Genomic DNA, 19,969 nt, shown 5'->3' with positions numbered 1-19,969 from the left:
GAGCATGAACAAACTTTTAAATGTGGCTTTTGCAATCGGATTAGTATTAACAGGCACTTCTGTTGTGATGGCTGAGAAACCAGCCACTCCAGCAATGGTGACTATTGATCAGTTACCCAAATTAAAGCAAGAGCCACAGCACTCTACTGTGAGCGAGCGAGTCACTTCTCGTTTTGAACGCTCTCATTACCGCCAGTTTTCGCTAGATGCGAACTTTTCTGAAAAGATATTTAATCGCTATCTTAATTTATTAGACTATAGCCATAATGTATTGCTAGCGTCTGACATTGCCCAATTTGATAAAGAAAAAAACAAAGTGGGTGAATACCTAAAAAAAGGTGAGCTTCAACCTCTTTATGATCTTTTCAATTTAGCGCAAAAAAGACGTTTCGAGCGTTTTCAGTACGCGTTAGATCGTATCAATAAGCCAATAGATTTAACCGGCCAGGATAAGTTTGAGGTAGATAGGACGAAAGCGCCATGGCCTCAAACTCAAGCTGAATTAGATAAGCTTTGGGATGAAAAAGTTAAATACGATTGGTTAACATTGAAATTATCTGAAAAAACAGACAGTGAAATTAAAGAAACGTTGACTAAGCGCTATAAAGCCGCTTTACGTCGTCAAACACAAAGCCAAAGTGAAGACGTTTTCCAAATTATTATGTCGGCGTTTGCCCGTGAAATTGATCCTCATACTAGTTACCTTTCACCTAGAAATACAGAAGCATTCGACTCTGAAATGAGCCTTTCTTTAGAAGGTATTGGTGCTGTATTACAAATGGATGATGATTATCCTATGATCAACTCCATGGTGACCGGTGGACCGGCTGCAAAAAGCAAAGAGTTGAAAGTTGGAGATAAAATTATTGCAGTGGGTCAACAAAATAAACCAATGGTAGATGTTGTTGGCTGGCGACTTGATGATATTGTTGCTTTGATTAAAGGCCCGAAAGGTAGCCAAGTTAAGTTGGAAGTTATCTCCGATGAGAAAGGGGCAAAACCGAGAACTATCACGATAGTCAGAGAGCAGATCCGCTTAGAAGACAGAGCGGTTAAGTTGACAGAAAAAGTTATCAATGGTGATAAAGTTGCTATTTTGGATATTCCAAGCTTCTATGTTGGTTTAACTAATGATGTGAAAACACAATTACAGAAAGTGGCAAAAAATAATGTTTCGTCATTAGTCATTGATTTACGAGGTAACGGCGGCGGTGCTTTAACTGAGGCCATTTCACTATCAGGATTATTTATTCCAAGTGGCCCCGTGGTTCAAGTTAGAGACAATAATGGCCGTGTGCGACAAGATTTTGATAGAGATGATGTTGTTTACTATAAAGGCCCATTGGTTGTTATTGTAAATCGCTTCAGCGCTTCTGCTTCTGAAATTTTTGCAGCCGCAATGCAAGACTACGGACGTGCATTGATTGTGGGTGAACAAACCTTTGGTAAAGGAACTGTTCAACAATATCGTCCTCTAACGCGTGTTTACGATCAAATGCTTAGCCCAGATTGGCCTGGTTTAGGTTCAGTACAATACACTATTCAAAAATTCTATCGCATTAATGGTGGTAGTACTCAGCTTAAAGGTGTAACACCTGATTTATTATTACCAAGTTTTGATAGTGCTGAAATGGGCGAAAGCTTTGAAGATAATGCATTACCTTGGGATAGTATTTCTCCAGCAAGTTATAAGTTATCTGAATATTCAGATAAATTGAAAACAGCATTAGCGCCATTAACGGAGTTGCATACTAAACGTATTGCAAATGATAGAGAATTCTCATACATCTTTGATGATATTAAACGTTACAATGATGCTAAAGCAAAAGGTGAAGATAAATTTGTTATTCTGAATTTTGCTGAAAGAGAAAAAGAAAATAAAGAGTTAGAAACTATTAAATTAAATCGTATTAATGAGCGTTTTAAATTAGAAGGTAAACCTTTATTAAAATCACTCGACGATTTACCTAAGGATTATGAAGGTCCTGATCCTTATTTAGATGAAACTGCAAAAATTGCAGTTGATCTTTCAAAGGTACTTAAGCCGAAAAAACTATTAAATTAAGTTATCAGTTACAAAAACGGATACTTAAAATTATTCCCAGTAGTTGGATAGCCAATTACTGGGTTTTTTTATATTTAAACATATCAAGATATAAAAATTATTATTACCAACCAATATTTATAAAGTGAGTTACTAGATATTTTTTAAAGCAATGGACAAGATTGGGGGCTGAGAGTTTTTATTTTCTTAAATATTTACTCTATCAAGTCATCTGTAATATAAATAATTATTAATATATGAATATTAAATTTTAACTTTACGTTGCTTGATTTTTAATCTGAAATATATTTCAAATAAGTTTTATGAGATGTAAAAGTATATTAAGTTAATGTTTAGATAAAAAATTCTCAAATAATGAGATGGGATTGTTTTTTGTTTGGTAAGTAAAATAAAAAGATAAATAAGCCGCTTATTGTGATTATTATCACATTTAGAGGGTTGTTGATTGCAATAAATGTAACAGGTTGTGACAATGATCGCTTAAATTGACATAAAATTACTATAATATACAGAACATAAATATTTAGTGTCATTTTGAGACATCGACGCAACAGCTGAAAACTTATCTAAATGATGAGTTGTTTCTATTCTATTAGTTCAAAATCTATTATTAGAGTCGTATGTAAAACTGAAATATTATATTTTCAGAAGTAGATGTTCTAAGTAAGGAATAATCATTAAATAGCAAATTGCCTATAATTTGCTTAAAGCATTTTCATTGCTAAAAAATGAGTAAATACAAATATGGTGAAATAGCCATATTGGATTTTTTATGCCAAAAAATAACTTTAGTATTTGAATTGATGTAACTAGAAGTTTAATCAAAAGTTGTTTTTTTAGCTAAATATAAGAATGGTGCTTTGTTGAACTTGTTGAATATAAGCCAATATAAATCAACTCAAATATTTGTTAACCAGGTTGACTTAAAATGAAAGTAAAAAGAATAGTATTATTTATGTTGTCCCCTTGCTTTTTAGCTGTTAGCGCTGCCAATGCTGGAAATTGGGAAAACTCAATTAAAGAGAGTGCATTTGTTTCTGATTCTGAACTAGAGCTTTCTACAATCAATATGTGGAAATACCTAAAGACCGAAAACCGTTTTGATAAAGAAGCGCAACGTTACAGAAAGCAAGTTGCTAATGCTTGGGGGCAAAACTTCCAAGCAGATTTCAGATCAGGTTATTTAGGTGGCATTCTCGGGTTTGATGTCTCTTATTATGGTGGTATCAAATTAGGTGCAAGTAAAGACTTCGCCTCTCGTGCAATCCTATACAATGATGATGGTGATGCAAAAGGTTATAACAAAATTGGTCAACGTTTCGCAAAAGTGAAGTTTGATTTAGATCCTGTTTTAATTAATGGTAAAGCAGGTTGGTTTACGCTGAAAAATACGGGTATTTTTACTAACTCACAGCGCTTATCATTAAACAGTTATAATGGTTATGCCACTAAAACGGCAATAGGTGATTGGAGCTTAGATTTACTGTTTCTTGACGGTAAAGTAATGCGTCGTGATAGCCCAAATATTGATAGAATGTATTTCAGTGATGGTAATGGAGTTAGACACAATATTGATCATGTGTTGACCGGTGGAATTAATTACAACTCCAAACCGTTAAAAGTATTTTATTTCTACGGTCAAGCGGATGATGTATTCCGCCAACAAGGTTTAGAAGCAAAATATAAATTAACCTCAGATGTGACTATTGGTGGTGTTGTTTATTATCACGATTATGGTAGTGATGGTAAACGTACATTAAGTGATGCCAATAAAGGTAAACGTAACTTCGATAATGATGCATGGCATTTTGCGGGTACGATGGAATGGCGCATTCCTGAGTCACCTTGGACGATACGTACAGGTGTGACTTATACCGATGCGAAAAAAGCGAATGGTGTTGGTCAATTTGCGCGTAATCCTATTGGCAATACTCGTGGACGCTTTAACTCACCCGCTTACGCAGATATTGACTATGTGCGTGATGGTGAAGTTATGGGGGCATTAGAAGCTGCATATAAAGTTAACGAAGAATTGTCTGTTGGTGCGCGCACTAACTATAGTGAATTCAGTTATTCAGGTGAAAGATTAAAACAAGGACAATTTGGTTTATTTAGTTATTGGAAACCAACAGCAAATCTTTCTGTTTCCTTAAGTGGTGGTATCGGTTGGCACCATCAGCAAGAAAATGATTACACCACACCGAAATTGTATGATGGTCATTCACAACGTGCACATTCATTATCAGGCTCTATGACAACCACATATCGTTTTAAAATGTAATTAGTTTATAGCGTTAATCACGCTATTGCTTATCACATGTGCACGGTTTGTATTACTTACAAGTCGTGCACAAAGATCTCTGATACAATTAACGGGGCTGATAATACAACGGGTCGATAATAGGACAGTCTTTTATGATGAATTTATTATTGTTAGATTAAACGTTACAAAACCTTCTCTTTAAATAAGTAATACGAAAAGTTGTCCCGCCTATTTTGGAGCACTCATCTCTCTTCAGTTTTAAATAATGCCAATAGTGGGTAATTAAATCCTATTTTTTTATCAAAATGTAAAGTTATACTGTTTTTAGTATTAAATACGTTAAAAGACTTGATAAAATTCAAAAAAGCCTTATTTATAAGATAGCTTTTGCAATGTGATAATTAGATAAAATAGGAACAGTATCAATATGATGAGAATTGCGTTATTCCTTTTAACAAACTTAGCTGTAATGTTTGTTTTTGGGATCATCTTATCTTTAACTGGTGTACAAGGTCGCAGTGTTCAAGGTTTGATGATCATGGCGGGTTTGTTTGGTTTTGGTGGTGCATTTATTTCACTGTTAATGTCAAAGTGGATGGCATTACGTTCAGTGGGTGGTCAAGTTATCGAAAACCCAACATCAGAAGTAGAGCGCTGGTTATTAGATACGGTAAGACGCCAATCTGAACAAGTCGGTATTAAAATGCCGCAAGTCGCTATTTATGATGCACCTGATATTAATGCGTTTGCGACAGGCGCTCGTCGTGATGCTTCGCTGGTGGCTGTAAGTACAGGACTATTAGCCAATATGAGTCGTGATGAGGCAGAAGCTGTTATTGCCCACGAAATTAGCCACGTTGCTAATGGTGATATGATTACCATGACCTTATTACAAGGTGTTGTGAATACCTTCGTTATCTTTATTTCGCGCATTATTGCACAATTTGTTGCTAATTTTATTTCTAGCGATGAAGAGAGCGAAAATAGCAATGGTAACCCTTGGGTCTATATGGGGGTTTCAATGGTATTGGAGATTGTGTTTGGTATTCTGGCGAGCATTATTACCATGTGGTTTTCTCGTTACCGTGAATTTCATGCGGATGCGGGATCTGCAAAACTTGTTGGTCGTGAGAAGATGATTGCTGCATTACAACGTTTAAAAACGAGCTATGAGCCACAAGAAGAGAGCAGTATGATGGCTTTCTGCATTAATGGCCGTAATAAGTCATTCAGTGAATTATTTTTATCTCATCCACCATTAGACAAGCGTATTGAAGCACTACGTAATGGTGAGTATCTAAAATAAAGTATTAAAGGCGATGAATTAACGCCAACATTTAAACGCTCAATATGAACAGTATTGGGCGTTTTTTATGGCGTATATAGTTAATCTAAATATTCCCCAAAATAAGCTACAGTTTTTTCTTCATCAATCTTGAGATTACCTTTCCATCCTGCCCATGGCATCTCCATATCCGAACGCCCTTTGGTGTTATTAAGCTGATTTTCTGCAATGGTAATATCACCGAAATTGGCCCAGCTATTTAAAGATAATGAAATAAAGGTATTGGGAATAATACCCACTAAAGCAAGTGAGTGTAAAATACCCCGCTTGGTGTATTTATCACCAGAAATTAATTTAGCTTCATTTAATCGTTTTTCAAACTTACCCGGAGTTTCATCTTCAGGGGCGTTACGTAATAAATGAAGTAATTGCTTAAAGGTCTCTTTGTCTGCCTGAGTTGGGTTAACGGGAGGGACTGTTAGCAAGTGCTTTAAATTCAGATAAGCATAAGAGGGATTGCCAGTATAAGAATTACCGTAATAGAGGCAATATTGAAAATAACTCTCATTAATATGCTTTTGTTGGTTGCTATCACTACAAATCCAACAACAGGCATATTGCGGCTTTTCATCATAATCATGTAATGGCAAATTTTGTAATTTATGGAAAGCGCCTAAAACAGAGCGCCCTCTAAGATAACTGCCACCCACACCAGCCACAAAGGCATCTAAACAACGCTTTTGAGTGAGTAACGGATTGTTTTTTAAAGTATTTAATTGATTAATAACATCAGAGTGATCCGCAAATTTTTCAATAACATTAGGTTGCCAGTTGGCTACTAATAATATACTTTTTTCCTTTTCTGAAAGGGCATCAAGATGATAAAGAGAAACTTGTCGTTCAGGATCATACTGACTGTTTTCATACTTATAGAGCTTTCGCAAAACTCGCATAATTTTTTGCACGATTTCACCTTGTTATATTTATAGGTTTTTTTTATTGATATTGGTAAATACCATAGATAGAAGATATGTCACTTAATATAGATACAAAAAAAGCCAGTTCAAATGAACTGGCTTTATCATTAGAGGTGGATAAAGTTTATTTTACTGTAAGTTCTGTTTCTTCATCTTGGTTGAAGATAGCTTTATCCGTTTGTCCCATAATTTGGCTAGTGATTGTACCTGCTGTCATTGAGCCACTGACGTTTAACGCGGTACGTCCCATATCAATTAATGGCTCTACAGAGATTAACAGTGCAACTAATGTTACTGGCAAGCCCATTGCAGGTAAAACGATAAGGGCTGCAAATGTGGCACCACCACCAACGCCCGCAACACCGGCAGAGCTAACGGTTACGATAGCAACTAAAGTAGCAATCCACATTGGATCTAATGGATTAATGCCTACGGTTGGTGCAACCATGACAGCGAGCATTGCAGGGTAGATACCTGCACAACCATTTTGGCCAATCGTTGTACCAAAAGAGGATGAGAAGCTAGCGATAGATTCTGGCACACCCACACGTTTGATTTGTGTTTCAATATTTAACGGGATACTTGCTGCACTTGAACGGCTAGTAAAGGCAAATGCTAATAAAGGTCCCGCTTTTTTGAAGAATTTAACTGGGTTTAAACCTGTAAAACTGACCAGTAATCCATGAACCACAAACATTAAGCCAATAGCAACATAAGAGGCAACAACAAAGCTTCCTAATTGAATAATGTCGTGCATATTTGAGCTGGCAACAACTTTAGTCATCAGCGCCATAACACCATAAGGGGTTAACATCATAACAATGCGAACCAGTTTCATGATCCATGACTGTAAGCAATCAATCGCAACTAATACTTTTTCACCACGAGGCTGATCTTCTTTGAGTAATTTCAGCGCCGCCATACCTAAGAAAGTGGCAAAGATAACAACACTAATAATGGATGTTGAACTTGCACCTGTTAAATCAGCAAATGGATTTTTAGGAATAAATGACAAGATAAGTTGAGGCATGGTTAAGTCAGAAACTTTACCCATGTAATTTTGCTCAAGTGCAATTAAGCGTTGTGCTTCTTGTTCACCTTGCACTAAGCCTTCTGCGGTTAATCCAAATAAATTGGCTATGACAATACCAATTAATGCAGAAATAGCAGTGGTAAATAATAAAGTACCAATAGTTAAGCCACTGATTTTACCTAGCGATGATGCCTGGTGTAAACGAGCAACGGCACTAAGAATAGAGGCAAAAACTAATGGCATAATGATCATTTGTAATAGCTGGACATAACCATTACCCACGATATTAAACCAAAGAATAGATTCTTTAATGATAGGATCATGTGAGTCATAGAATGCGTGTAGCGCTAATCCAAAAGCAACACCAAAAACTAAACCAACAAGGACTTTCTTTGAAAGGCTCCACTGACGTTGACTTAATTTAGCCAAGACGAGTAATAACACAACAAAGACGAGTACGTTAATGATTAACGGAAAATTCATCTTAACTCTCCAACGAGATCTTTATTTATATAATTTAGACGATTGTATGCGATATGAGTTCTTAAATAGTAAGAAAGGATATAACAGCATCAACTCGTTATAGGGTAACAGGATTGTTAATAACTTTTTATAATTAATTATTCTTTTATATAATCGTTTAGTTATAAAGACAAGAAAATAGGTATAAAAAGGTGTAAAAATTTATAAATAAATAGAGAATCGTAGGGTTTTGTCAGAGGGTGTTAAAAATTAGTGCGCTTGTCGTGGTACATCTGTAACCAGCTATTGACTTGCGAAGGCAATGTAACAGTAAGGTGTGGTGGCAAAAAAAGTGCACCTACAAGAATAAGCACAGAGATAAAACGTTCACCTTTTTTATTATTTTTTTTGCCTAAAATGGGTAGCGCAAAGCGCATTTTTAAAGGCCATAGGAAAGGAACACCAGCAGGGGTTAACATATCGGCAATGAGATGGCTAAGATAACCAAGTAAAAGCGCATGAAAGATATCTACTGAAATTTCCCAACGTGGTGAAACTTGGGTTTCCCATAAAATGGCTAAACCACAAAATGCGAGTAGGCTATGAGTGAAACCTCGGTGACCACAAAGTTTTGATAAGGGCAACGAAATAATACGGAACAATCGTCCAAGGATAGAGCCGGGATGATCTAAGTCTGGTAAAAGTGAGCCTAATAAGACAGCAGGGATCATGTGAAACCAATCACCATGAGCAAGAGCTGGCGTTATTTCAAGTTTCTGTGCTAACACAAGTGTTGCAACAGAAAAAAGTAAATGTCCTTCTGCAGTCATTCCTTGTCTGTTCTTTTGCTGTTCATTTATACAGTGATAAAGTATAAAAGGTTTTGATGATAACTAACAGACAAAAAAGATAAAAATTGCCTTAAATATTAAGCAATAACGGAAATATTTTATTTGATTGATTTAAAAATGATCGAATTTAGGATAAAAAGCTAAAAGTAAAATTAGTACTAATGACATTAAGTCAAATAAGTGAGAAAACTTAAAGAATAGAATTGATGAGGAAAATGTTAAAAGCAAAATAAAAGGGATATCTAATAAAGCAAAATATCCCTTTTATTGATAAAAGCTAGCCTAATAAATGTCGTTGTGTTAACTCATTAAGAGAGGCAATTTTCACATCCGCTAAACCCCACTGCTTATCATTAAATTGTGTTGTAGCGGGTACAACGATAGAACGCATTCTCGCACCTTTACAGGCAATCATACCATTACGAGAATCTTCTAATGAAACACAATGAATGGGATCGAGATCAAGTGCTTTGGCTGCATTTAGGTAGACTTCTGGATGTGGTTTACTGTGTGGTAATTCATCAGCAGAAACGACAGCTGAGAAATAATGGCGAATATTAAATAATTCCAATACTCGCTCAAGCATGAAATCAGGAGAAGCTGATGCTAATGCAATTTTTAACCCTGATGATTTACAAAGTTCTAAAGCATACTCGACACCGGGTAATAGTGGCTTGGTCTCTTCAACCAGTTTGACAACACGAGAAACCATTTTTTGTTTAGCTTCTTGTTTTGAAACGCCTTGCCATGGTGAGGCTTTATACCATAAATCAATGACTTCGTTTATTCTTAATCCAACCATATCGGGCATTGCCGATGAAAGGGATAAATCGACGCCTAATTCAGCAAAGACCTCATGTTCTGCTTGCTGCCAAAATGGTTCAGAGTCGATTAATAAACCATCCATATCAAAAATAGCAGCTTCAATAGGGAATTTAAAAGACATGTTACTCTCCATAAATAAGGTCTATGTTGTCGAATGGCGATTGTAGCAAGAGTTACAAAGAAAATCTTTTTAATCAGTTTCTTATTTATTTAGTAAAATAAATAGAGAGAATGGCTACTATTAATATATTGTCGTATTAGCCGTTAATTAGACTACGATAAACAGATAAATATTGACGAATTCTACTAGTGAGGATGTGATGAGTTATCAATATGCAGGATTATATGCCATTTTAAAGCGCGTTCTTGGCTGGCTTATTTTTATTCCTGCTTTTATTTCTACAGCTGTATCGTTGATAGGATTGGCTGCAATACAACGTCCAAGTGGTGATGGCGTTAATGCAGTGATCAATGATTTTTTTCGTGTACTCGCTGAAATGGCGCAATTTAATACACCGTTTTTAGATTTCTTTTGGCAAAACTCACCTATCCCTAATACACAAATGGGGTTTAGCCAAGAAAATATCACTTTCTTTGTTATTTTTCTTTTTATGTTTGTTGGATTGGCGTTTAGTGCATCGGGATTACGAATCTATCGCCAAGTTAAGTATTTAAAAGAAAATATACAAGATCAGCTTATTATTGAACGAGCCATGAAAAGTGGTGTTACTGCAGAAGAATTGCAACAAAATATCAAATTACCACGACATACTATTTTTACTCAAATTATGGTGCTTTATCTATCGCCGATTATTGTCATTGCAATTGGATATTTCTTACTGAAATTTTTAGGATGGTAATAGGGCATTTATAATGAACGAGGATAGTTCATTTATCTAACTGAAGGGAAAAATAAACCTCGCACAATGTGAGCTGGCGAGGTTATATTTTTTTGCGTGTTATCTGTTTTGAACTATTTTTATCTTTTTATTAGGGGGTCGCTAATAAATCATCAATGATTTTTCGGACTTCTAGATAATCGCCTTCACCGCCAAATAGATTACACCGGTTGAGGAAAAAATAGAGTTGATAAATAGGCTGACGTAATAAAAATTTTTCAGATAATGGCCAGACACTCTGATAACCATCAAAAATATTAGCAGGTACAGCAGTACAAAGCGGTAACATTGCTATATCACATTCTCTATCTCCCCAATAACACGCAGGATCAAAGACCGTACCTTCAGATTGACCAATTGCAGCACAATTTTTGGGCCATAAGTTGCCATGAAGTAATGAAGGTTGGGGATTATGATCAGCAAGACGATGGTGAATAATTTGGGTTATCTCATCGATATCGCCAAAAACCATCCCTTTTTCTGACGCAAGTTGCAGTTGAAAGCCAATACGTTTTTCAGAATAAAAGTGGTTCCAGCGCTTTTCCCAGCCATTTAGTTGAGGGGTTGTGTCGATTTGAGTATCAAAATCAAAACCATAACTAGGTTGATCTTCCCATTGATGTAGCCTTGCTAATTGTTGACCAAAACAATAAGCGCTATGAGGCGTAAAAGATTGGACGGGTAAAAATTCAAGGAGTAAGAAGCTGGCATCTTTACTATTACCAATGCCAAGAACGCGAGGAGTACGAATTGTTTGGCTTTTTGCCAACATGTCAAGTTGTTCTGCTTCATTTTTAAAATTAGGCAGAAACTCACGCAAGTTAGATTTTACAAAGATGGGAGTATCACCATAATAAATTTTCCATGTATGATGAATATCGCCACTAGAAAGGTGAGTTTTTTCGTTTATCTTTGCTGAAAATCCTAAGTTTGATTCCAGTAAACGACCTATATTCTGCCACATACTTACACCTCGCAAAGTTGTTTACTTAGTAGACCCAAATAAAATAATAACGAGCGATGTTTATCTTATGACAATAACACTTTAATTAAATCAATAAAGTATAAAGCTAAAAAACGGGATGATTATCCCGTTTTTGCGAAGATAAAGGAGATTATCAGGCGTTCGCGGGTTTTGTTTGTCGCTTTATTTTTGCTAATTTAATCTGATTACAGAATAACGCAATAATAAAGAATATAGCTTGAGTTAGCACAATACATGGACCTGTTGCACCATCAATATGGAAACTAATAAATGTACCAATAACACTGGATGCGACAGAAAATATAATAGCCAGCATTATCATACGAGAGAAACTACGTGTTAATAAATACGCAGTGATCCCTGGTGAAATAAGCATGGCGACGACTAAAATAATCCCAACGGCCTGCATTGAAGCAACGATAGTTAATGCCAAAATAGACAGTAAGCCATAGTGCAATAAGGTAACAGGTAAACCGACGATCCTTGCTTGATTAGGATCGAAGCAATAGAGCATAAAGTCTTTTTGCTTAACTAGCATGATCGTGATGGTAATTAAACAAATAATACTAATTTGAGTTAATACATCTGGTGTTATACCTAAAATATTACCAAATAAAATATGCATTAAATGTTGGTCTGTATCGACACTGGCAAAAATCACCAAACCTACAGCAAACATACCTGAGAATACTATTCCCATCACAGTATCTTCTTTAATGCGACTGTGTTCTTTTAAATAACCAGTGGCAAACGAGCAAAACAAACCAGAGAGAAAGGCACCAACTGTTAATGGAATTGCAGTGACATAAGCGAGTACCACTCCGGGTAACACCGCGTGAGAGATGGCATCTCCCATCAATGACCAGCCTTTTAAAACCATATAACAAGATAAAATAGCGCAGGCGATCCCAATAATAATAGCGGCAATAATAGCCCGTTGCATAAAGGGATATTGAAATGGTTCAATGAAAAATTCAATTAGCTCATTCATAGTTTCACCTCTTCTTGTTTTGGGGCTTCTTGGTGCTGATGAGATTGTGAGATTAACTGTTGTGAGCTTTGGCGAGCACGACGACGAGCCGCTAACATGCCGTGTTTAGGCGCAAATAAGAAAGCTAATAAAAAGAGGAGTGTTTGCATTGTGACAATGACGCCACCCGTTGCACCATTAAAGAAATAGCTAAGATAAGCGCCTACAGCACTGGTTATTGTACCAATACAGATAGCCATAATTGCAAGTCGCTTAAATTGGTCTGTGAGTAAATAAGCGGTTGCACCGGGTGTGACAACCATAGCAATCACAAGAATGGCACCAACCGTTTGAAGTGCTGCAACAGTACATGCACTTAATAAAGTAAAAAAGATAATTTTTAATTTTAGAGGTGATAAGCCAATTGATTTGGCATGAACTTCATCAAAGAAAACGACCAGCAAGTCTTTCCAAATACAGAATAATACGAAGAAAGAGACACCAGTAATAATCACAACTTGCCATACATCTTCATCAGCAATACCTAAAATATTTCCGAGGATGATGGTCTGAACGTTGACGGCTGTCGGTTTAAGCGAAACCAGCAACAGACCAAAGGCAAAAAAAGTGGAGAAAATAAAGCCAATAACGGCATCTTCACGAAGGCGTGTGATATGGCGAATAAATGTCATTGATAATGCGGCGAGCAAACCCGTAAAAAAAGCACCGACCGCATAAGGTAAACCTAATATATAAGCCCCCGCAACACCAGGAACAACGGAGTGGGAAAGGGCATCTCCCATTAATGACCAACCTTTTAAAATAAGATAGGATGAAAGAAACGCACAGACAGCACCTACTAAGGCACTAACCCAAATAGCTTTCACCATATAGTTATATTCAAAAGGTTGTAGGAGTAAATCTAGCATGGCTAATCTCCTTGTTTGCGCTGACTTTGGTGCGCTGGAGTATGTTCTTTTTGATGACCATAAAAAACGGCCGCGCGTTCATCATCAGTAATTACGGTAAGTGAGCGTGGATCGTCGTCATCGTGAAGATCAGAACCCGATAGGCTGATATGACGCAATACACCACCAAATGCGTGTTCTAAGTTCTTTTGGGTAAAGGTGGTTTCAGTTGGTCCACTGTCTAATACAGTTCTATTGATCAAAATAACATGATCACAAAACTCAGGCACACTTCCTAAGTTATGCGTAGAGACTAAAACGAGATGACCTTCTTCTCGTAAATTACGTAGAAGCTCAATAATGGCATTTTCGGTTTTAACATCGACACCCGTAAAGGGTTCATCAAGTAATAAAACAGTACCTTCTTGAGCCATTGCTCGAGCCAAGAAAACACGCTTTTTCTGACCACCAGAAAGCTCACCAATTTGACGATGACCTAAGCCTGATAACCCCACACGCTCTAATGATGCCTCAACAACTTCATGATCACGTTTTGAAGGAATACGAAAAAAACCCATTTTCCCATAACGTCCCATCATTACGACATCAGAAACGAGGACGGGAAAATTCCAGTCAACTTCTTCTGTCTGTGGAACATAGGCAATCATATTTTGCTTTAACGCTTGTTGTATAGGGTTGTCGTTTAATGTCACTTTACCTTTAGAGGGCTTTACAAGCCCCATAATGGTTTTAAATAGAGTGGATTTACCACTGCCATTGATACCGACTAGGGCACAAATCGTGCCTCCCGTAATAGAGAAACTTGCGTCAAAGATAGCGGTATGACCGTTGTTATAGGTGACAGTGGCATTATCAACTGTCAATGTTGGATTCGTTTTTATTTTACTCATTGACCAAATCCTTTCGCAATTGTATCCACAGTGATAGTAATTAAATCAATATAAGTAGGAACCTCACCGTCTTCAGCGGAAAGTGAGTCAACATAAAGAACACCACCGTATTTTGCGCCAGTTTCTTTACTAACTTGTTTAGCCGGTTTATCTGAAATTGTACTCTCACTAAAGACAACAGGGATATTGTGTTTTCTTACTGTATCAATGACATATTTAACTTGTTGTGGTGTGCCTTGCTCTTCTGCGTTAATTGGCCATAAATAAACTTCTTTAAAGCCATAATCATTAGTTAAATAACTGAAAGCGCCTTCACTGGTCACTAACCAACGATCTTTTTGTGGTATACGAGATAATCTTTCTCTTAATGGTGCATCAAGTTGTTTAATTTTTTCTGCGTAATTTGCTGCATTTTGATTATAAATTGCCGCATTATCAGGATCGTGTTCAACAAGTGCTTTGCGAATATTTTCAATATAAATTAATGCGTTATTCGGTGACATCCAGGCGTGTGGGTTTGGATTGTTTTTGTAAGCACCTTCACTGATTGCCATCGGCGTGATGCCTTCAGTTACTACAACCGCAGGAACATTACGTAACTCATTAAAAAAACGCTCGAACCAGCGTTCAAGGTTTAAACCATTCCATAAGATTAAATCAGCTTTTTGGGCTTTTACTATATCTTTTGGGGTAGGTTGATAATCATGAATTTCAGCACCGGGTTTTGTAATGGATTCAACAATTGCGGCATCTCCGGCGACATTTTGTGCGATATCTTGAATAATAGTAAAAGTAGTGACAACTTTAAGTTTATCTTTTGCTTGTGAAGGTGTGGTTAAAAACACGGTTGCCATAAGACATAAAGCCGTGAGTGAAAATTTGTTTACAGAGCGAAATATATCCATATTATTATTGCCTTATAGTTGCAGAGTTATCTTCTTAATTGATAATGATTATCAATATCATTTCAAAAAAGTCAAGTTATCTCGGTGCAAAAAGCTTCATTTGATAATGACTAGAAATAAGATAACAACATGTATTCCAATAAATGTTAAGTAGATTGTCGGGTTTTGTCACAAAAATTAACAATCGTTCGTAACTATTTGTGCAAGAGATAAATTAGAACATAGAAGGTAAAGAGAGATAGCCGATTAAATATACTCATTATGCTTATCACTTTATTCTTTTCTTTTTAAGATTAGTCGGATAAGTTCATTATTGCTATCAACTGATAAAGTGTAAAGCGGACTTAAAGAAGGGGATGACGAGATAAATTACACTGACAATAAAATTGTAATTTATTAATATCATTGTGCTTTTTATAGAATTATTTTATTCAAAAGGGTGAAACGTGAAATCAAAAATTATCTTCTCTCTAGGAATGCTGCTTCTTGCTGGTTGTGCTGATAATACCCATCAAACTGCGCAAAGAGAAAGCCCGCGCTTTTTAAACCAAAAAACAACAGATAATCGTGTTAATAATGCTTCAATTTCAACGGCGCAATGGAAAGCAACCCCTTTTGATAGCCATATACAGCAAGCTTCAAGTCGTTATAATGTTGATGAAACATTGATTAAAGCGATTATCCAAGTTGAATCTAACTTTAGGCCTGAGGTTATTAGTAAATCAAATGCCGTTGGCTTAATGCAAATTAAAGCATCAACAGCAGGAAGAGATGTGTATCAAAACAGAGGAAAGGCAGGTCAGCCAACAACAGCACAATTAAAGGATCCTGCAACAAATATTGATTTAGGGACAGCATATATTCGGCTACTAAGAGAGCGTCATCTTGCCGGGATTATCGATCCCGAAACGCTTTATTATGCCACTATCCTTGCTTATGTAAATGGTGCTGGCGCTTTATTAAGAACATTTGATAAAGACAGAAACAATGCGATAGCTAAAATTAATTCGATGAGTGCGGATGATTTTTATCGTTATGTTGAAAAAAATCACCCTGCATCACAAGCACCACGTTATTTAGCTAAAGTAAAAGCGGCTTATCATGGTGTCGATTATTAATCGGCTAAATTAGCGATGGCTTGAGCCTGTTTTAATAAAGCAGGCAAGTCAGCAATAATTTCAAGAACACCGTTAATCATAAATTGGACACCCATACAGATTAATAAAAATCCCATTACGCGAGAAATAGCATCAATACCGCTGTGTCCTAAATATTTCATAATACGAGTTGAACCGCGTAAAGATAGCCAAACAATCACGCTAATTAAAAAAAACGTTGTAACAGGGGCAATATACAATACCCACTGTGCAATATCTGTACGCGATGGAATTGAAGCCGCGGTACTGATGATCATTGCGATAGTTCCTGGGCCAGCAGTACTTGGCATAGCTAAAGGGACGAAAGCAATATTAGACTCTGTTTGATTTTTATGTGGATTGTTATCGTCAGAAATCGGATCGTCTACATTTGGGGTATTAGGAAACAACATACTAAAGCCAATAAAGGCAACTATCATTCCGCCGGCAATACGAAGACCGGGGATCGAAATACCAAAGGTTGTCATTATGACGCGTCCCGCATAAAATGCGATGGTCATAATAAAGAAAATATATATACAAGCCATTAACGATTGTTGGTTACGCTGTTCTTTTGTCATATTTCCAGAAAGACCAAGCCAAAGCGCAACGGTAGTTAATGGGTTGGTTAAAGGTAAAAGTAAAATAAGACCAAGACCGATTGCTTGAAAAAATTGGTAAACAGAATACATGGAATATAAAGGCTCCTAATAATAGGCAATTAAGGAACAGTATTAAGAAGTAATTATGATAACAAATTAAACTTCTTAATAGTTACTTTCCTAATAATATTATTAGTATTTACGAGTATTTTTTCATTAACCACTCTAAGTGTGTCTTTACTGAAGGCCAGTCATAGTCTGTTATGCTATACACACAGGTATCTCTTTTTTGCCCATTGGTGGTTAAACGATGATTGCGTAAAATACCATCAAGTTTAGCTCCGAGACGTTCAATTGCTTTTCGACTTATTTGATTTAATCTGTGTGTACGAAATTCAACAGCAATACACTGTAAATCTTCGAGTGCATATCTAAGAAGTAAATATTTTGCCTCTGTATTAGTCCCTGTTCTTTGAACTTCTTTTGCGTACCATGTTGAACCGATTTCTAATCGTGGTGTTTGATTATCAATATTCATAAAGGTTGTTACACCAACAACTCGGCCAGTTATTTTCGAAATAATTGTAAAAGGTAACATTAATCCTTTTTTTTGTAGTTGAATTTTATGGTCAATATCTTGCTGTAATGCACTAGGCGATGGTACTGTGGTATACCAAAGCTCATTAGGTTTATCTTTTTTAATAAGCTCAAGTAAATCTGAGTAGTGATCCATGCTTAAAGGATCTAAGCGGACTAACTTTCCTTCAAGAGTGACCCATTCAGTGATTTTTTTCATAATAAAATGTCCCAGCTACTATTAATAGAATAATCAAAACTGTTTTCTAAATAATACTTTTTATACATAACAAATTTACGAATTGATATTGCAATTTAATGTCATGAGTGAAAATAGTGAAAACTCGGAGTAATCAGAAAAGGGTGTCCTTTGTCAAAGCTGTGATTTTTTCAAAACAGAAAATGACTATCTTGCGACAGGTGAGTTGTGAGTATGCGTGCTAATCTATAATTCAATGATAATCAAATAGTAAATAATATTGGTAAGAAGATGGCTGATTTAATTGAGTGGGATGATTTTTTACGAGTAGAAATGAGAGTTGGAACTATTATTAGTGCTGAAGTAAATAAAAAAGCTAACAAACCAGCATATGTTATGGACGTTGATTTAGGTGAGTTTGGCATAAAGCGTTCTAGTGCTCAAATTACTGTAAATTATACACCAGAAGAACTTGTTGGACGTCGTATTTTATGTGTATGTAATTTTCCAGTTAAACGTATAGCAGGTGTAAAATCTGAGGTTTTAATTACCGGAGCACCTGATGAAACGGGGGCTATAGTCTTAGCCGAATTTAATTTGCCTTTACCTAATGGCTCACGTTTAGCATAAGTTAGTTTCAAGATAAGACACTCTTAGATAGTGATGTCCTGCTGAGTTTTGTTATAGTAATTATTAAATTGCGGGATGGATATAAAGGAGTGTCTTTTGTTATTACCTCAACTGCATTTGCGATGTTATGCGCAAGAGACAGCATCTCATCAGCATGATAATTTATGGCAAATTATCTTTGGGCTTTCTGGTTCGATGGAAGTTAATTTCAATCGAGAAGATTTTCTGATCTCTAGTCAAAATTGCCTTATTATCCCCCCAACAATTCATCATGCTTTTTCAGGTAATATAGATAATAAAAATCTTATTTTAGAACTACCTGCAACTTCGCAATGGCAACTAACTGAGAAAGGTGGGCAATTTACTTTATCACCCGCGACCATAGGGTTATTAGAGTGGTTGCATCAATATCCTCAACCTCCTGAGCAGTATTCAACCATCACTCGACTTTTGCTGGCTCAAATGGAGATACAAAAAAATTGGCGTGATAATCTTGATGCGTGGCTAGCGAATAAATTACATACACCATTAACAACACATGATATTGCGTTGGCATTTAATACATCAGCAAGCACCTTGCAACGCAAAATAAAAGCAGAGTTAGGTATATCTGTGATGCAATATGTAACTCAGTATCGCCTTAGCAAAGCTGCTGAATTATTAAAATATACAGCAACAAATATTGAAAGTATTGCTTTAGCTGTAGGGTATGATTCGCATTCTGCATTTAGCCAAGTATTTCGACAATATTATAATAAAAGCCCTACAGAGTACCGACAACGCTGAGCCATTACATCACTTTATTTTCAGTGGAATAAATTCGAGGACATAATTTATCGAAAACCAGAGTAAATAAATAGGTGTAGATAAAAAAGAACACTAATATGGTAAATTCCATACTGATTGCTTTGGTGAAGCTTACATTATACCACCACATATAAAGTGGAATAGTAAAGAAGAAGAGACCTAATTCAAAACTGACTGCATGAGTAAGGCGTATTATGACAGTGCGTTTTTCAATGTGAAATTTAAACTCAATAAATTCAAAAAAAGAATTAAAAATATAATTCCAAATGAGTGCGATAACAGAAACTGTAATCGCAACGGGCAGTGAGCTATGTGATTGACTTTGACTTAAAAAGGCAAGTAAAACACTACTTAATAAAATAGCGAAAGTTTCAAAGGTAATGGCATAAATTAATTTACGAGAACGGGGCTTCAGATAAAACACGTTATACACCTTTATATTAACAATGAAGGTACTGGTCCGCCCCAGAGAATATTATTTTTAAAGCCACGGTTTCCGCTTGTTTATTATGGTAGACAAATTAAATAAAAAATTCTATCTGTCTCTGTGTATTAAGAATACAACATGAGAATTACCTATGAGATAAAGCTATAAATCTTTACTGTCTGTGATAATATTCACTCCGAGTTGCGATAAGACCCAGTAATGTGATGGATATTGATAAATTAATATTGTGTAC

At 36.1% G+C, this 19,969-nt stretch carries 19 protein-coding genes; 7 read left to right on the top strand and 12 right to left on the bottom strand.

The window, feature by feature from the left end; genetic code table 11:
* The first annotated feature begins 4 nt into the window (after positions 1–4).
* The 3 genes from prc to htpX all read left to right on the top strand — a co-directional run bounded on the left by prc (position 5) and on the right by htpX (position 5,634).
* Positions 5–2,065 carry a carboxy terminal-processing peptidase gene (prc, locus tag GWI97_RS05105; RefSeq protein ID WP_036937456.1) on the top strand — a complete coding sequence of 687 codons (2,061 nt, stop codon included), beginning with the start codon at positions 5–7 and terminating at the stop codon, positions 2,063–2,065.
* A gap of 928 nt (positions 2,066–2,993) precedes the next feature.
* Complete coding sequence (locus GWI97_RS05100) at positions 2,994–4,346, top strand: OprD family outer membrane porin (protein ID WP_036937454.1); 1,353 nt, start codon at positions 2,994–2,996, stop codon at positions 4,344–4,346.
* Positions 4,347–4,755: 409 nt separating this feature from the next.
* The gene (gene htpX / locus GWI97_RS05095) at positions 4,756–5,634 is read left to right on the top strand and encodes a protease HtpX (protein ID WP_036937453.1); all 879 of its coding nucleotides are present in this window, start codon (positions 4,756–4,758) and stop codon (positions 5,632–5,634) included.
* Between the two features lie 80 nt (positions 5,635–5,714).
* On the opposite strand, the gene GWI97_RS05090 is transcribed toward htpX, so the two are convergent.
* The 4 genes from GWI97_RS05090 to hxpB all read right to left on the bottom strand — a co-directional run bounded on the left by GWI97_RS05090 (position 5,715) and on the right by hxpB (position 9,882).
* Positions 5,715–6,578 (bottom strand): hypothetical protein, encoded by an 864-nt coding sequence (locus tag GWI97_RS05090; protein WP_258868610.1) that lies wholly within the window; start codon positions 6,576–6,578, stop codon positions 5,715–5,717.
* Between the two features lie 136 nt (positions 6,579–6,714).
* Positions 6,715–8,106: an L-cystine transporter gene (locus GWI97_RS05085; protein ID WP_036937452.1), complete on the bottom strand. Its 1,392-nt coding sequence runs from the start codon at positions 8,104–8,106 to the stop codon at positions 6,715–6,717.
* A 242-nt stretch (positions 8,107–8,348) separates the two neighbouring features.
* Positions 8,349–8,915 carry a metal-dependent hydrolase gene (locus GWI97_RS05080; protein ID WP_036937451.1) on the bottom strand — a complete coding sequence of 189 codons (567 nt, stop codon included), beginning with the start codon at positions 8,913–8,915 and terminating at the stop codon, positions 8,349–8,351.
* Between the two features lie 298 nt (positions 8,916–9,213).
* Positions 9,214–9,882 carry a hexitol phosphatase HxpB gene (gene hxpB, locus GWI97_RS05075; protein ID WP_036937450.1) on the bottom strand — a complete coding sequence of 223 codons (669 nt, stop codon included), beginning with the start codon at positions 9,880–9,882 and terminating at the stop codon, positions 9,214–9,216.
* A 199-nt stretch (positions 9,883–10,081) separates the two neighbouring features.
* Here hxpB and GWI97_RS05070 point away from each other — a divergent pair, with 199 nt between their 5' ends.
* A complete protein-coding gene (locus GWI97_RS05070) occupies positions 10,082–10,621 on the top strand; it encodes a YniB family protein (RefSeq protein WP_036937449.1) in 540 nt (179 codons plus the stop codon).
* Positions 10,622–10,751: 130 nt separating this feature from the next.
* On the opposite strand, the gene GWI97_RS05065 is transcribed toward GWI97_RS05070, so the two are convergent.
* From GWI97_RS05065 to GWI97_RS05045, 5 genes are all read right to left on the bottom strand, one after another.
* Entirely contained in the window at positions 10,752–11,624 is an 873-nt protein-coding gene (locus GWI97_RS05065; RefSeq protein ID WP_036937446.1) for a fructosamine kinase family protein, read from the bottom strand.
* A 154-nt stretch (positions 11,625–11,778) separates the two neighbouring features.
* Positions 11,779–12,636 carry a metal ABC transporter permease gene (locus GWI97_RS05060; RefSeq protein WP_036937443.1) on the bottom strand — a complete coding sequence of 286 codons (858 nt, stop codon included), beginning with the start codon at positions 12,634–12,636 and terminating at the stop codon, positions 11,779–11,781.
* Positions 12,633–13,544, bottom strand: a complete 912-nt coding sequence (locus tag GWI97_RS05055) for a metal ABC transporter permease (protein WP_036937441.1) — start codon at positions 13,542–13,544, stop codon at positions 12,633–12,635. Before GWI97_RS05055 ends, GWI97_RS05060 begins: the two co-directional genes overlap by 4 nt.
* Before the next feature lie 2 nt (positions 13,545–13,546).
* The gene (locus GWI97_RS05050; RefSeq protein WP_036937438.1) at positions 13,547–14,434 is read right to left on the bottom strand and encodes a manganese/iron ABC transporter ATP-binding protein; all 888 of its coding nucleotides are present in this window, start codon (positions 14,432–14,434) and stop codon (positions 13,547–13,549) included.
* A complete protein-coding gene (locus GWI97_RS05045) occupies positions 14,431–15,288 on the bottom strand; it encodes a metal ABC transporter substrate-binding protein (protein ID WP_224215486.1) in 858 nt (285 codons plus the stop codon). The genes GWI97_RS05050 and GWI97_RS05045 overlap by 4 nt, the downstream gene beginning before the upstream one ends.
* Before the next feature lie 497 nt (positions 15,289–15,785).
* Between GWI97_RS05045 and GWI97_RS05040 the strand changes: the two genes are divergently transcribed.
* Complete coding sequence (locus GWI97_RS05040) at positions 15,786–16,457, top strand: transglycosylase SLT domain-containing protein (protein ID WP_036937433.1); 672 nt, start codon at positions 15,786–15,788, stop codon at positions 16,455–16,457.
* Here the strand turns inward: GWI97_RS05040 and GWI97_RS05035 are convergent.
* Together GWI97_RS05035 and GWI97_RS05030 are read right to left on the bottom strand one after the other, a co-directional pair.
* Positions 16,454–17,167, bottom strand: coding sequence for a MarC family NAAT transporter (locus tag GWI97_RS05035; protein ID WP_036937430.1), 714 nt, complete (start codon positions 17,165–17,167; stop codon positions 16,454–16,456). The genes GWI97_RS05040 and GWI97_RS05035 overlap by 4 nt on opposite strands.
* A 109-nt stretch (positions 17,168–17,276) precedes the next feature.
* Positions 17,277–17,873, bottom strand: coding sequence for a GNAT family N-acetyltransferase (locus GWI97_RS05030; RefSeq protein WP_036937427.1), 597 nt, complete (start codon positions 17,871–17,873; stop codon positions 17,277–17,279).
* Positions 17,874–18,143: 270 nt separating this feature from the next.
* On the opposite strand from GWI97_RS05030, the gene GWI97_RS05025 reads away from it, so the two are divergent.
* The gene (locus GWI97_RS05025) at positions 18,144–18,482 is read left to right on the top strand and encodes a tRNA-binding protein (RefSeq protein ID WP_036937424.1); all 339 of its coding nucleotides are present in this window, start codon (positions 18,144–18,146) and stop codon (positions 18,480–18,482) included.
* Between the two features lie 96 nt (positions 18,483–18,578).
* A complete protein-coding gene (locus GWI97_RS05020) occupies positions 18,579–19,268 on the top strand; it encodes an AraC family transcriptional regulator (protein WP_036937421.1) in 690 nt (229 codons plus the stop codon).
* Between the two features lie 4 nt (positions 19,269–19,272).
* Here the strand turns inward: GWI97_RS05020 and GWI97_RS05015 are convergent, their stop codons facing one another.
* Positions 19,273–19,713, bottom strand: a complete 441-nt coding sequence (locus GWI97_RS05015; protein WP_036937416.1) for a PACE efflux transporter — start codon at positions 19,711–19,713, stop codon at positions 19,273–19,275.
* Between the last annotated feature and the right edge of the window lie 256 nt (positions 19,714–19,969).

This window comes from Proteus sp. G2300, from assembly GCF_009915965.1.
Classification (GTDB): domain Bacteria; phylum Pseudomonadota; class Gammaproteobacteria; order Enterobacterales; family Enterobacteriaceae; genus Proteus; species Proteus vulgaris.
Note: the sequence above shows the minus strand (reverse complement) of the source record. Positions and strands in the feature narration are given on the sequence as shown.

Coding starts and splice junctions, on each gene's coding strand:
- GWI97_RS05045 (WP_224215486.1), bottom strand. CDS start 15,288: ATGGCAACCGTGTTTTTAACCACACCTTCACAAGCAAAAGATAAACTT.
- GWI97_RS05080 (WP_036937451.1), bottom strand. CDS start 8,915: ATGACTGCAGAAGGACATTTACTTTTTTCTGTTGCAACACTTGTGTTA.
- GWI97_RS05030 (WP_036937427.1), bottom strand. CDS start 17,873: ATGAAAAAAATCACTGAATGGGTCACTCTTGAAGGAAAGTTAGTCCGC.
- GWI97_RS05065 (WP_036937446.1), bottom strand. CDS start 11,624: ATGTGGCAGAATATAGGTCGTTTACTGGAATCAAACTTAGGATTTTCA.
- GWI97_RS05025 (WP_036937424.1), top strand. CDS start 18,144: ATGGCTGATTTAATTGAGTGGGATGATTTTTTACGAGTAGAAATGAGA.
- GWI97_RS05085 (WP_036937452.1), bottom strand. CDS start 8,106: ATGAATTTTCCGTTAATCATTAACGTACTCGTCTTTGTTGTGTTATTA.
- GWI97_RS05070 (WP_036937449.1), top strand. CDS start 10,082: ATGAGTTATCAATATGCAGGATTATATGCCATTTTAAAGCGCGTTCTT.
- GWI97_RS05050 (WP_036937438.1), bottom strand. CDS start 14,434: ATGAGTAAAATAAAAACGAATCCAACATTGACAGTTGATAATGCCACT.
- prc (WP_036937456.1), top strand. CDS start 5: ATGAACAAACTTTTAAATGTGGCTTTTGCAATCGGATTAGTATTAACA.
- GWI97_RS05060 (WP_036937443.1), bottom strand. CDS start 12,636: ATGAATGAGCTAATTGAATTTTTCATTGAACCATTTCAATATCCCTTT.
- GWI97_RS05055 (WP_036937441.1), bottom strand. CDS start 13,544: ATGCTAGATTTACTCCTACAACCTTTTGAATATAACTATATGGTGAAA.
- htpX (WP_036937453.1), top strand. CDS start 4,756: ATGATGAGAATTGCGTTATTCCTTTTAACAAACTTAGCTGTAATGTTT.
- hxpB (WP_036937450.1), bottom strand. CDS start 9,882: ATGTCTTTTAAATTCCCTATTGAAGCTGCTATTTTTGATATGGATGGT.
- GWI97_RS05035 (WP_036937430.1), bottom strand. CDS start 17,167: ATGTATTCTGTTTACCAATTTTTTCAAGCAATCGGTCTTGGTCTTATT.
- GWI97_RS05100 (WP_036937454.1), top strand. CDS start 2,994: ATGAAAGTAAAAAGAATAGTATTATTTATGTTGTCCCCTTGCTTTTTA.